Source organism: Paenibacillus sp. MCAF9, from assembly GCF_052114265.1.
Taxonomy (GTDB): Bacteria; Bacillota; Bacilli; order Paenibacillales; family Paenibacillaceae; genus Pristimantibacillus.
On record NZ_JBFREL010000024.1, the window covers coordinates 77,113 to 89,417 of the forward strand.

A 12,305-nucleotide genomic window follows, 5' to 3' on the forward strand; every position below is an offset into this window, starting at 1 on the left:
TTCTAAATGTAGAACCTAGTCTCTAATCATTCAGGTTTACGTCCGTTTTTGGATCGGCATCTTTTTCTGCGAGAAGCTTCAAATAATCGTCCAATCCTGCTGATTTCAATTGTTTCAAGTTGCTTTCCAACATTTTCTTAGCTTCATCAAGACTCTTTCCGTAATAAGCGCGGATCAAAGTTTCATTGTAAGCGTCCAAAGCCGCTTTAAGTTCTGAAGATCTGTCAAATTCACCGAGGAACGCGGTAGGTACGTAGCTGTCAACGATCTTCGCATTTTTGTACTTTTCCTCAAAGTTCCAATATTCGATTAGTTTTAGAGCCCCGTTATTATCTTCTTTTTTCAATTTGTCGCCATATTGCATTTCCCCGAAATCAGCCATGTTGTCGGTGTCGGTACTGCCTAGAATATCGCCCCATGAGTTGCCGACGCCTTGAAAGCCGAGCTTTTTCGCTTCGTTCGGATCTGTTGCTTTCAAATCCAACACTTCTTGCTTCACAAGTGGAAATCCGTCTGAACCAATCGTGTAATCGCGGCCTTCCAAGCCGTACTTCCAAATAAGTTTTCCTTCCTTACTAGCTAAGTAGTCCGCGAATTTAACGATATCTTGCGGGTTTTTCGTTGTAGTCGGGATCGCCCAAGCGCTGTAACCGGACTTAAAGCTAACTTGCATTTGGTAAGGGCCGTCTACGTTGTTAATTGGTCCGAGCGGGAGGTAATGCATATCTTGGTTGAACTCTTGATAGTTGTGGGCATCACCGATAATCGCCCATGACCCATTCAAAGCGCCCTCTGTTGCGCGGCTTTCGTCAATCGTAAAGTACTCGGGATGAATAAGCTTTTCTTTAAGCAGCTTTTGGAAATACTCTACTTTTTTCATAGGATATTCGGTTTCTGCTTCATGAAGGATTTGACCGTCTTTCGATTTTTTGATGCGTTGGTCGTCTTCGCCCCACTGAAGATCCTTGAAAGCAGCTGAAACATCTTTACCACCCCAAAAAGATGGACCGATTGGAATCACTGGACTGCCATTGTTGTCTTTGAAGTTACCCGCTTTAATTTTCTTAGCTAGCTCATACACTTCATCCGACGTCTTGATTGTGCGCGGATCGATTCCTAGTGAGTCAGCAATATCTTTACGGATATAAGCGCCGCCTACGTATTTGTTAGATAGATAACCGCCTTGTCGATTGATATTCATATGAACGAAGTAAGAAGAGCCGTTAAACTCAGGACGGAACATAACGCCGTATTTCGTATCAAGCGGCAAATAGTCATCTTGCAAATATTTGCTGTACACTTTCGTATCTTTCATAAGCGGAGTCAAATCAGTAAACATACCTTCGCGCGCCGCTTTCAAAACAACAGGCATTTCCGGTCTGCCACTGTTATTGAGGTAGAAAGCAACGAAATCCGGCAAGTCGTTTGCAGCGATGCCTGCAATCAAGCCATCGATGGATTTTTCGGCTTTCATGATTTCAATTTCAAAGTCGATCCCCGTTTGCTCCTTTATCTTTGCTTTAATTTCCGGGTTCATATCTTCTGTGTAATCGTCGGTTCCCATGAATACAAGACCTTTGATTTTACGATCAGCAATCCATGTAGCCGGTTTCCCTTCCGTTGTAGGTGAAACCCCATCTGTCCCGCCAGGAGCAGGTGTTTCATTATTGCTTTTGTTGCCATTCGAGCAGCCGGCGATCAGCATCGCTGTCACCAAAGGTATTGCAAAATATTTTGCCCATTTCTTACTCATGCGATTGTTCCCCTTTTCTAAAATGATTTTATGAAACACGCCAGAAGACGTCTCCCACCAAGTGGATGGTCATGCAAAACTTTTCGCATAGCAACTATGGTAACGTTATCAGAATTAAGCTACCATAAGGATGTTTCAGAAACCTTTCGGGAAACTCGGTTCGCGAATACAACCAAGATCAATCCAATTAATCCTTGCAGCATGCCCACGGCTGTCGCGTATCCGTACTGACCGCCTTGCAAGCCAACTCGGATAATGTAAGTGTCCAAAATATCAGAAAGCGGTGCATTACCCGGTGTTTTGAGTAAATAAATCTGGTCGAACCCGGCGGATAATATACTGCCCAGAGACAATATAAAGAGGATAACAATTGTCGGTGTGATGGACGGCAGCGTAATATTCCAAACCTCTCGGAATTTGCTTGCCCCATCAATTTTAGCTGCTTCGTACATTTCAGGATTAATTCCTGAGATCGCTGCGACATAGATGATCGAATCCCAACCAATAGACTTCCATACATGGCTTCCGAACATAATCTGGTAGAAGTAATCCGAATCCATCATAAAGAATGTACTTCCGTCGCCGCCCATATTCGTGATTACCTGATTCAACAAGCCAGTATCAGGAGCAAGTATACGTTGAACTAAACCGATGACGACAACCCACGAGAGGAAATGCGGCAAATATAGTAAGCTCTGAGAAACATTTTTGAACCATTTTGAGCGAACTTCATTAAACATAAGTGCAAGAATAATCGGAAACGGCAAGTATAGAAACAATTTCATACAACTTATGATGAGTGTGTTTTTAATCAACTCTCCGCTTTGATAAGAATTAAAAAATTGCTTGAAATAATCCAGGCCAACCCATGGGCTTCCTAAGATGCCCTCATTGAACTTGTATTCCTTGAAGGCTAACAACAAGCCGGCCATCGGAATATAGTTGAAAATGATGAAGAATACAACACATGGCAACAACATGAAATATAAATATTTGTGAGCCAACATTTTTCTCCATAAAACGATACCACTGTTTTTTCGCTTCATGGGCACGGTCATTTGCTTCATAAGTTGAAAGTCACCTTCTTTCTTATTTCTGTCTGGAAGCGATACCATATAAATTTTCAATTACTTAAATTTTAACCAATCACCCTCTTCTCCAAATAATAATTTTGCATCCTAGATCGATTGTATTAACAAAAACTTGTTTCTTAAACCATTTTTTGTTATCTATAGGTAAATATTTTGTTAAGATTCATTCACTCATTGGTATCAAGAACTGCAACAAAATTCACCTTCTTCCATGTTTCTATGAGCGTCTTAATCTGAAACTGCTTTTTCTGGAAGCGATACCATGAAGATTAAAATAAAGTGCGCCTCTTTAAGTAAGCGCTTACCATGAACGGATTATACCAAACTTTTTTTCACTTGGCTACAGTTAATTTCATTCTTTTTTAAGTGCGATTAGATCCATGGGGGCACGTGTAGTAATGGCGTCAACTTTCATCCTCAGAAACCATTCCATTGCTGACCGAAAGTTCACTGTATAAACCCATACCTTCAAACCTAAAGCGTGCGCTCGAATTACGATTGGCGGAAGACAAGTAAAGCCATTCATATTGAGCCCTGCGTATCCAGCTTGCTTAGCTTCCCTGCAAACAGCCTCCGCGAAGTCGCCATATCGCTCCATTTGTTCCAAAGACAAATCGTCCGGCGTATTCAGCATGACTTGAATATCCGGGTATCTTATCGTAATGTTATCGGAACATCCAGTAATGAAAACCCGATTTTGCGCTTCAAACTGGTGAATAAGCCTAACCGTCGGATCAATAGCATCTACCGTTTTTATATCCAAATTCAATTTGATTCCTAGCGAAGCCGAAAGTTGAAGCACTTGTTCCAACGTCGCAATTTCATGATCTTTATAAATTGGATCGAGCAGCGGCCGTATATCCGGATTATTTAACTGTTCGAAGGTGTGTGAGTGAAGATAAGGTGAATCATCATGCAGAAGGATAGCAATACCATCTTGGGTTATGCGTACATCTACTTCTACGATATCTGCGCCGAATTTAATGCCTTCTTCAAATGATGCCATTGTGTTATCCGGATAAACACCACATCCCGTATGGGCTGCAACCATCGTGTTATGCATGCCATGTCTCCTCTTTCTAATATTAAAATGATTCCGCTTTCAATTAGGCCGAGACGCCTTCCGTTTCTAAGCTTACTACCCCATCCATATGAGCTAACGCTGCGATAGATACCTCATAGTTTTTTATTTTCTTTAATTTCAACTGAATGCGAATCGTTAAATGCCGATCACTTAGCCGCTCCTCCTCTTCGTCGTTGTTTATCGTGAGCTTGCTGATTTGCAGTCCACTTTGATTCAAGTGCATCAAAACAAGATTAAGACCAGCTGATGTTTTATCCATTTTTATTAACAACTCGCGTACTTTTTTCGTTCGGGAGAAAAGTTTCTCAACCTTGTTCAATAAAAACAAACTCACCACCACCAAGAAGGTCGCTATGACAGCGCCGTAGTAAAATCCTGCACCTGCAGAAAGTCCAATTGCTGCCGATACCCACAATGAGGCTGCCGTAGTCAATCCGGAAACACCAAACCCATTTCGCATAATGGTACCCGCGCCGAGAAAACCGACGCCACTGATTACTTGAGCTGCCAACCGAGCTGGATCTAAACGAACATTCGGTTCTGCGGCGAAATCAGAAAATCCATACATGGATAACAATACAATGACTGCCGAACCAAGACAAACCAAAATGTGCGTCCGGAAACCCGCGGAATGTCCGCCAAGCTCACGTTCTAGACCAATCAAACCGCCAAGTACCAAAGCCAATAATAGTCGTAGCGTCATCTCAAATAAACTAATTTGCCATACAGTCGGATCATATTGGAGATCCATCGTGTTCCACTTCACCTCCTATGCGCTGGTATCGATATTAGTTTTGAATAACCACTCATTATTTGGTAGCTGGATAAATGGTATTATTTACACTACAAGATTTCCATCTTTTTCTCAACAGATTTTTCTCAGGCTTACCGAAGCGTTTGATAAGTGCCCTAAAATAACTTAATGACGAATCATCAATCTACTACTTAAATTTTTTTACATCTCTATCTGTCAGCAAATGTAACACCACCCGTAAAACTATGCCAGTCTTCTATTTCAACTGATGGTTTCTTAGCGAGCGATATAAAAAAAGAATGGATTTGGGCTGTTTCCCGTCCATCCACTCTTTTATTGTTCGTGTGCTATACCTGCAGATTAGCAGTAATTGGATAATGATCTGATGGGTATTTGCCATCGTACTTGCCCTTGTCGACATTCGCTGACACGATCCGAATATTCGGCGTAACGAATATATAATCGATCGGTTCACCTTCTTCGCCGCCCTCAAAACCATGATAAGTGCGGCCCGGATGTACATTAGGATTGGTGTATGTATGACGCAGCCCTGCTTGGATCAGAGTTTGAATCGTTTTGGTTTCCGGTTCACAATTGAAATCACCTGTTAGAATCGCCGATGCTCCACTGGTAATATTCATCTTATCCAAGATGAGCATAGCTCCATTTATTCTTGCTTCCTCGCTTATGTGATCCAGATGTGTATTCAGAATCAGATATTCCTGCCCGTCGATTTGCCCCAGCCTCACCCAAGTGCAAATGCGCGGACAAGCGGTGTTCCAGCTTTGAAAGCCAAGCTGTTCCGGACGTTCAGACAATCCGAATGTACCGCTTTCGACTGGCTTAAGCCTATCTTTCTGGAAGAAAATCGCGCAAAACTCACCCTCTTCGCCACCGAGCCTGCCCTCCCCGATCCATTCATATTCGGGAAGCAGCGCATTCAAGCTCTCAAGCATAGGCAAGCTTCCTTCTTGCGTGCATATAACGGCAGCTCCAGACGCTTTAATCGCTTCTGCAGCCGCTTCGACACGGTTAGGCCAAGCATTTTCCCCATCCTCAGCGACATGGATACGAAGATTAAAAGACATAATTGATAATTCCATAATGATCCCTCCTAACATGAGTGTAAGATAAGCATATGGCGAGTTGACGGGATAATCAACCCTTGGTTAATGTGACATTCTATCTATAATAAAACGTCATTTCCCAAAAGCAATGCGCAATAAAGCTTTCATGACGCCGCTTTACTGGTTTATCTTTTTACTAATATAGAGCCACTTATTATAGTAAATTTATTGCTATTAAAGGACTAGGAATGAAAGATAGCTATTGAAATAAATATGCTGGCGACCTTTTTAGGCTGTACATAAACTGGAATGGCTCTACTTAGAATAACTCCTTAAATAACATAATTGACAAAAAGCTTCTTCCGGAATAGAATAAACACATAGTTTATGTTAAGTAATCTAACATGAACTTCTCTTGTATAAGCTCATAAATTGGTGTGAGCGTCTCGACCAGGCAACCGTAAATTGCCCCAGGCTACAAGAGGCCGTTAGTGAAGATACTCTAATTTTTTCATTTCAGAAAATTAGAGCTATTTCACTACGCGCCTCTTAAGCCTGGGGTTTTATTGCGTTGAGCCTAATCATTCATTCTAAAGGAGCGATTGTGTATGAATAAGTCAAACTCGCATGTTGAATCCGCATTGCAATATCCTCGTGATTGTACATTTACTCTCAATGATTGGAACGTTCTTTCTCAGTTCTGGTATCCTGTGACCATAGCTGAAGAAGTAACAAATAAACCAGTTGCTGTGAAGCTGCTTGATGTAAAGCTCGTTTGTTACCGCAGCAGCCACGGCAAAGTCGTGATTGCTCGTGATCTCTGCTTTCACCGTGGAGCACCTCTGAGCAAGGGTTGGATTGAAAACGATGAAATCGTATGTCCTTACCATGGATTTCGATATAACTGCGAAGGGGTGTGCACTGCCGTTCCAGCCCATTCTGACTCCAAAATATCGCCCAAACTAAAATTAATCATGTATCCGGTTATTGAGAGGTATGGGCTGATCTGGACATCTTTAGCCGCTGTAGACGAACAGATTCCGCCGTTCTCTGGGTGGGACGATCCGGATTTTATTAATATATTACCTCCAAGCTTTGATATTGCCGGTTCGGCAGGACGCCAGATGGAAGGATTTTTAGATGTTTCTCATTTTGCATACGTGCATACGGAGACGTTCGGAGACCGCAATAACACAGAAGTTCCACAATACAAAGTAACGCGTGACGGGAATCAGCTTCAAGTAGACTATTGGAGCACCGTAAGCAATTACGGTAAAGGCCAGGAAAATCCCGCTCCAGAAGGATTCATGTGGCTTCGCGCGTTTCGTGTATTTGCACCTTTCGCGGCCTCACTAACTGTACATTTCCCAAATGACGGCAGGCTCATGATTTTGAACTGCGCATCTCCAGTCTCAGCACGTTACACTCGTTTATTTTGTCCAATCTCACGGAATTTTGATAAAGATCTTCCGATTGAAGATACGATTAAATTTAATTTGCAAGTTTTTCAGGAAGATAGAGAAATGGTTGAATCCCAAACACCAGAAGATCTACCACTCGATTTGATGACCGAAGCCCATATTCCAGCTGATCGCACTTCAATTGCCTATAGGCAGTTGCTTACACAACTTGGCCTTGGAAGAACCTACACATCTTAAGAAATATGTTTACAGCTGACTTCTAAACAAATCATTGAAAAGAAAGATCACCAAGTTAACAACAATGGCTGCCGATTAGCTCGACAGCCTTTTGTAGTTAATCTGTAGTTTCAACTATATTTTCCATACCTACAGTTAATCAACGGTTAATAATTGCTCAATAAAACCGCCAATTTCCAGCTTCCTGTCCACAAAATGAATTTCCAAAATCCAATCGCGAGGCTTACCATTCGAATCCGGATCTCTCATTGGAATATGATTATCGGGATGAATATAGTTTTCAACGGATTCTCCCTGTATTACTTCATGAGGGAATTCACCAATTAGGTGACCCGCATGAGGTCCTCCAAACTCCCATCCGTATTTTAAAGCGAGATGGCTAACATAAGTATAAAGTTCACTGCCTGTAATCGCAGATTGAGACTGAAAATAGGCCTTCCCTTCATCCCAGGCCTCAACAATATCATTTTTCAGTTTTATTTTTGCTGGATCATCTCCTAGCACGAAGGTTCTACCGAAATCAGCTTCCCAATCTTCAAAAATTGGACCGAAATCCAGAAATATAATATCATCTTTGGAAACAATCAGGTCAGGCGGGTTTTCTCTATATGGAAACAACGTATTTTTGCCAGCTCGCACAATTCGTTTATGCCAGTATTTCTTGATACCAAACATCTCGAATGCCAATTGATAGATTTCACGATTTATTTGCTTTTCAGTCACATCAGGACGTATAATTCCTTGATCTTCGATCGCCTTGAATAGTTGTTCCGCCTTGCTTTCAGCCTCTCGTAGCGAGGCATGCCGTTTACTTATCGATAGATCCATTTCCCATTCTCCTCTCTATTCTATGAACCTTCTGAAGAAAGAGAACTTACCATATCTTTCAAAATAATTCTAACGTTTTATTGCATCAATTCCAAATGAAATTAGAATCAATCATTCAAATCGTAAACAGATTTAAAAATAGTCGGTACCATTCCCCCATCCATACGGATTGGAGAACCTTTAAATGCGGATGCATAAGGACTGCATACAAATACAGCTAGTCTACCTATTTCAATAGGCTTGATAAATCGCTTTATTTCAGATTGAGGCAGATTTCTAGTCATAAAATCTTTCTCTTTTTCTGAAAAAGTCATATCTTCATTTGAGTATATGCCCTCAATGATTTGATGCACATTTTCAGAGAGAGTTGGTCCTGGCAGGATCGTATTGACTGTAACTTCTGTTCCAACTGTTAATTTGGATAAGCTTTTGGACAATAATAATAGCATTGATTTTGTCATGCAATACTGAGGCATTTGCCCTGAAGGCATAATTGCTTCTTCACTCGCAATAAAGATAATGCGGCCGTAATCATTTTTCAACATTTTAGGTAAATAAAATTTAGATAATCCATTTGCGGCAAGCATTTTCGTACTGAAGTATTTTTCCCAAATCTCATCGTCAACGTCTTCATATTTCATCATTTCATTGATGCCCATACTATTTACTAATATATCAATATTGGGGTATTTTTCGAATAAAGCTTCTCTTTGCACAATATCCACAATATCGGCTGTAGCATTTTGAGGTGAGGTAGCCGGGAAATCTGACTTGATTTCATAGTATCGACGTCAGATCAGGTAGTTTTCCGGTCCAATATGAAGTTAATTTTCGCTGTTGGATCCATTTCAGCATATCGTCACATGGAGTTGTTGCCCTCCATGTAGTCAATTATGTAATAGTCTTACTCTTTAACTATAATCCTAAATACATCTGTAGATAGGGAATAAATAGTTTTACTGCGCCTCTTGGTTCGAATACTCTCGTGAGATTCCGTGACCTATACTCTAATAAAACGAAAACCCAGCATAAGGTAGCTGGGTCTTATTTATAAATTTCTCTCTTTTATATCGTTTACTATCACTAACGCTTCACGTAAATTTTCCACGGTCCCATCGTTATTATATTTCTCCACTAATTCTGCTACAAATAACATATCATTCGAAGCCCCGTAATCATTTACCGTGTGTGCTAACGCTTCATATACGACTGGTTCAAGGGCGTGGCTATCGAAGCGGGTTATATACGTTCCGTCATTCGAAATAATTCGCTCTAGGCGCTCGCTTGCCTCTTCAAGTGATAAAGTCGGTGCGGGTTTGCTTGCGAATGCGTTGGGCATATAGGTTTTAAAGGCGATTCCACCAATAATGAACACGGTTAGAATAATAGCGATTATATCACGTTTTAAGTCCGTAATCATGGAAACCTACCTCCTAAAAGTCTGAAACGCTTTCGCACCTCACTTACATATATCGCAGGAGATTCCGGCTTTTCGTGTAATAATCAAGACTTTACTTTTCTCCTTTTGTTATCTGTGCAATCGTTGTTCCTCATATTCATAAATTACTTAAATTACTTACCTGTAAATTTAAATCCATTACTTCCTGCCTTATTTTTTCAAGTTTATTGTACAGCTCTTCGAATTTTGGATTAGTGATTTCTAAGGAAAATGCCTCTTTTTCTGCTTGCTTTAATTCCTTGTCTTTCTGCTCAATAGCTTTTAATAAAAAAACCATATTTAGTTTGGTCACGTTTCATTTCTCCTTTAAACGTAGAATCAACTTCAACCCCGTTAATTCAAAAACTCTATTAAGACCAAATTAGTAGACATACGCAAAATAGCCCCCCAAAAAGTAATGATGTAATAATAGTTAATTGAGTACTGTTTTCTTTATTTATAAGAGCACGGAATGTACTTAAGAAAAACAACATAAATAAAAAAGCCAATATAGCAAATAAAAAAGCCATTAGTTTTCCCCCTAACTTTGAATCTATTAAAAGGTTATCCGACTCTTTGGCATAAACTCTCTACTTTTACATAATACGGATTCATCATTCAATAATCGTATGTATAAGCACTTCCCTAATTATAATACCACATATTGGAATCTATTAGACTAATTATACAATTCTTATTACCCATGACTGTCTATTAGCTTAAAAAAATGAACAGGCCATCACTGGGCCTGCTCATCTATTTGTGCTATTCTACTAACATTCTCTTTGAGCATAACAAATTCATATCATCTACTTCATTAGTTTAGATATTAGATGATTTTTTTTCATCTCCAATAAATCCCAAATGTTCCCATACAAGTCCTTAAATACTGCTACCGTACCATACGATTGTTCTACTGGATCTCTAACAAATTCCACACCTCTTGAAATCATTTCATTATAATCTCTCCAAAAATCATCTGTGTTTAAAAACAAAAAAACTCTACCGCCGGACTGGTTACCTACAAAGAGCTCTTGTTCAGGCTTTGATGCTCTTGCAAGTAATATTGTGGTACCAACTGAACCAGGCGGAGATACCACTACCCATCGTTTATCTTGCTCTGGCTGATATGTGTCTTCAACTAAAGTGAAATTTAACTTCTTTGTATAAAATTCAATTGCCTCGTCATAATCTTTTACAACAAGAGCGATATGTATTATAGATTGAACCATATCCCAAACTCCCCTACATTTCATAATTTCTTACTAATTCTATTTTTTTCAAATAACAATGCTTGACCTAAGTGCTCTCCAAAATCATTCTGATTATTACCCTTTTTCAAAACCAATAATAGTAGTTATTATACATTTACTTTTACTATTATTTTAGTAATTTAACTATTCGCTCATAGTCGTAAATGTTATGTGTCTTAAATGCCAACTTATGATCATTATGTCCTTCAACAAAACTAAAAATAATGTAGTCTTTATTTCTTACATAATTAGAAGAAAGATTGCTCTTAGTGATTACCTTAACAAGCTGAGCATCCATATCCGTTTGAAACATAGATTTTTTCATTATTCTGACGTTTGATTTTGTTATCCAAAATTCACCTTTAACCCGTTCATTATCAATAAGAATCGTCAAGTCCTTAATTTTCGTTTCAGATTCTTCTCCCTCAATTTCTCCAATGTTTGAGAATGCAATGGCATCGTTAACTACACTTTCCTCATGCTTACTGGATGATACGGACTGAATTGACTGGGTTTCGCCACTGTTTTTATCTAGTAATTTTTGCAATAGATTCACAATTTCGGCCAATCCAATAAAGAGAAATCCTGAAATAATAGCTGAAATCCACCAGTACAATGCAATTACGATCTGGAAATCGCCATATTCATCTGTTGATAAAGCAAATCCTGAAATAATGCCAATGGCAATTATAAGTATTCCTATAGCCAACAGGCAGGTTGAGACGGTATTTCTCATCATTTTCGACCCCTCATGTGTATTGGGAATAAGTTCCATAGTGAAAACATATCAAAATTCCGTGACATATACTAGTAATTTCATTTCCTAATCCAATAGCTAAACTTTCATTGTTCTACTTATTCTAAAAAATAATTTAATTACTACACTAGCACTCAATGAAAAAGAGGCTGTTCCAAAAGCGTAAATCTCACTGAAGGGATAGCTCGCTTTGAACAGAAATATTGCAAAATATGAAAAATAGCCGTACAGGGTGGTCTATTCCTGTAAGGCTATTTTTTCGCGCATGTCCATGTATCTTCTTCCTCATCGTATCGCATATGTAGGCATAGATAATGACTTTTGTTAACATTTTGGGATGATAACTGTCTCGACCGCCACCTGGATAGGCGGCTGAAAAAATGCGATCACTCAGACGGTTCACGGCAGTGTTACCGACACGAACGAGGTGATTTTCGGGAATATCTTCAGCTAAATCCATTGTCAGGGTAAGYTGGTCCATGGTATATTGAATGTACATAGAAACCTTCCTTTCGAAGATGGTTGGGTGGTACCTCCATTTTACCAAAGGTTGGTTTCTTTGTTTTTTACAGATTTCAAAACTTTGAAGAGGGTGCCTCTAAAGCCTATGGCTTTTGGGACA

11 protein-coding genes, 2 pseudogenes and 1 riboswitch are annotated in these 12,305 nt (G+C 39.7%); of the genes and pseudogenes, 1 reads left to right on the forward strand and 12 read right to left on the reverse strand.

Annotated elements, in window-relative coordinates:
- Positions 1-22: 22 nt before the first annotated feature.
- From AB4Z45_RS25290 to AB4Z45_RS25310, 5 genes are all read right to left on the reverse strand, one after another.
- Positions 23-1,753 carry an extracellular solute-binding protein gene (locus tag AB4Z45_RS25290; protein WP_441912367.1) on the reverse strand — a complete coding sequence of 577 codons (1,731 nt, stop codon included), beginning with the start codon at positions 1,751-1,753 and terminating at the stop codon, positions 23-25.
- A 119-nt stretch (positions 1,754-1,872) separates the two neighbouring features.
- Entirely contained in the window at positions 1,873-2,820 is a 948-nt protein-coding gene (locus AB4Z45_RS25295; protein ID WP_441875547.1) for an ABC transporter permease, read from the reverse strand.
- A gap of 376 nt (positions 2,821-3,196) precedes the next feature.
- Positions 3,197-3,907, reverse strand: coding sequence for a glycerophosphodiester phosphodiesterase (locus AB4Z45_RS25300; RefSeq protein WP_441912368.1), 711 nt, complete (start codon positions 3,905-3,907; stop codon positions 3,197-3,199).
- Positions 3,908-3,950: 43 nt separating this feature from the next.
- Positions 3,951-4,679 (reverse strand): MgtC/SapB family protein, encoded by a 729-nt coding sequence (locus AB4Z45_RS25305; protein WP_076265566.1) that lies wholly within the window; start codon positions 4,677-4,679, stop codon positions 3,951-3,953.
- A 350-nt stretch (positions 4,680-5,029) separates the two neighbouring features.
- Positions 5,030-5,785: an endonuclease/exonuclease/phosphatase family protein gene (locus tag AB4Z45_RS25310; protein ID WP_441912369.1), complete on the reverse strand. Its 756-nt coding sequence runs from the start codon at positions 5,783-5,785 to the stop codon at positions 5,030-5,032.
- A gap of 359 nt (positions 5,786-6,144) precedes the next feature.
- Positions 6,145-6,247, forward strand: a riboswitch (purine riboswitch).
- Between the two features lie 110 nt (positions 6,248-6,357).
- Here AB4Z45_RS25310 and AB4Z45_RS25315 point away from each other — a divergent pair.
- Positions 6,358-7,407 carry a Rieske 2Fe-2S domain-containing protein gene (locus AB4Z45_RS25315; protein WP_441912370.1) on the forward strand — a complete coding sequence of 350 codons (1,050 nt, stop codon included), beginning with the start codon at positions 6,358-6,360 and terminating at the stop codon, positions 7,405-7,407.
- Between the two features lie 135 nt (positions 7,408-7,542).
- On the opposite strand, the gene AB4Z45_RS25320 is transcribed toward AB4Z45_RS25315, so the two are convergent.
- From AB4Z45_RS25320 to AB4Z45_RS25350, 7 genes and pseudogenes are all read right to left on the reverse strand, one after another.
- Positions 7,543-8,235: a M24 family metallopeptidase gene (locus tag AB4Z45_RS25320; protein WP_441874940.1), complete on the reverse strand. Its 693-nt coding sequence runs from the start codon at positions 8,233-8,235 to the stop codon at positions 7,543-7,545.
- Positions 8,236-8,342: 107 nt separating this feature from the next.
- A pseudogene (locus tag AB4Z45_RS25325) lies at positions 8,343-9,014 on the reverse strand (SDR family oxidoreductase); the annotation flags it as partial.
- A gap of 269 nt (positions 9,015-9,283) precedes the next feature.
- Positions 9,284-9,655 carry a hypothetical protein gene (locus tag AB4Z45_RS25330; protein WP_441912371.1) on the reverse strand — a complete coding sequence of 124 codons (372 nt, stop codon included), beginning with the start codon at positions 9,653-9,655 and terminating at the stop codon, positions 9,284-9,286.
- A 136-nt stretch (positions 9,656-9,791) separates the two neighbouring features.
- On the reverse strand, positions 9,792-9,986 hold the full coding sequence (locus AB4Z45_RS25335) for a hypothetical protein (protein WP_441912372.1): 195 nt from the start codon (positions 9,984-9,986) through the stop codon (positions 9,792-9,794).
- 496 nt (positions 9,987-10,482) lie between these two features.
- Complete coding sequence (locus AB4Z45_RS25340) at positions 10,483-10,905, reverse strand: VOC family protein (RefSeq protein WP_441912373.1); 423 nt, start codon at positions 10,903-10,905, stop codon at positions 10,483-10,485.
- Between the two features lie 148 nt (positions 10,906-11,053).
- Entirely contained in the window at positions 11,054-11,665 is a 612-nt protein-coding gene (locus AB4Z45_RS25345; protein WP_441912374.1) for a hypothetical protein, read from the reverse strand.
- 319 nt (positions 11,666-11,984) lie between these two features.
- Positions 11,985-12,182 (reverse strand): annotated as a pseudogene (locus tag AB4Z45_RS25350) (IS1182 family transposase); the annotation flags it as partial.
- Between the last annotated feature and the right edge of the window lie 123 nt (positions 12,183-12,305).

Coding starts and splice junctions, on each gene's coding strand:
- AB4Z45_RS25345 (WP_441912374.1), bottom strand. CDS start 11,665: ATGATGAGAAATACCGTCTCAACCTGCCTGTTGGCTATAGGAATACTT.
- AB4Z45_RS25330 (WP_441912371.1), bottom strand. CDS start 9,655: ATGATTACGGACTTAAAACGTGATATAATCGCTATTATTCTAACCGTG.
- AB4Z45_RS25300 (WP_441912368.1), bottom strand. CDS start 3,907: ATGCATAACACGATGGTTGCAGCCCATACGGGATGTGGTGTTTATCCG.
- AB4Z45_RS25290 (WP_441912367.1), bottom strand. CDS start 1,753: ATGAGTAAGAAATGGGCAAAATATTTTGCAATACCTTTGGTGACAGCG.
- AB4Z45_RS25295 (WP_441875547.1), bottom strand. CDS start 2,820: ATGAAGCAAATGACCGTGCCCATGAAGCGAAAAAACAGTGGTATCGTT.
- AB4Z45_RS25305 (WP_076265566.1), bottom strand. CDS start 4,679: ATGGATCTCCAATATGATCCGACTGTATGGCAAATTAGTTTATTTGAG.
- AB4Z45_RS25310 (WP_441912369.1), bottom strand. CDS start 5,785: ATGGAATTATCAATTATGTCTTTTAATCTTCGTATCCATGTCGCTGAG.
- AB4Z45_RS25340 (WP_441912373.1), bottom strand. CDS start 10,905: ATGGTTCAATCTATAATACATATCGCTCTTGTTGTAAAAGATTATGAC.
- AB4Z45_RS25320 (WP_441874940.1), bottom strand. CDS start 8,235: ATGGATCTATCGATAAGTAAACGGCATGCCTCGCTACGAGAGGCTGAA.
- AB4Z45_RS25315 (WP_441912370.1), top strand. CDS start 6,358: ATGAATAAGTCAAACTCGCATGTTGAATCCGCATTGCAATATCCTCGT.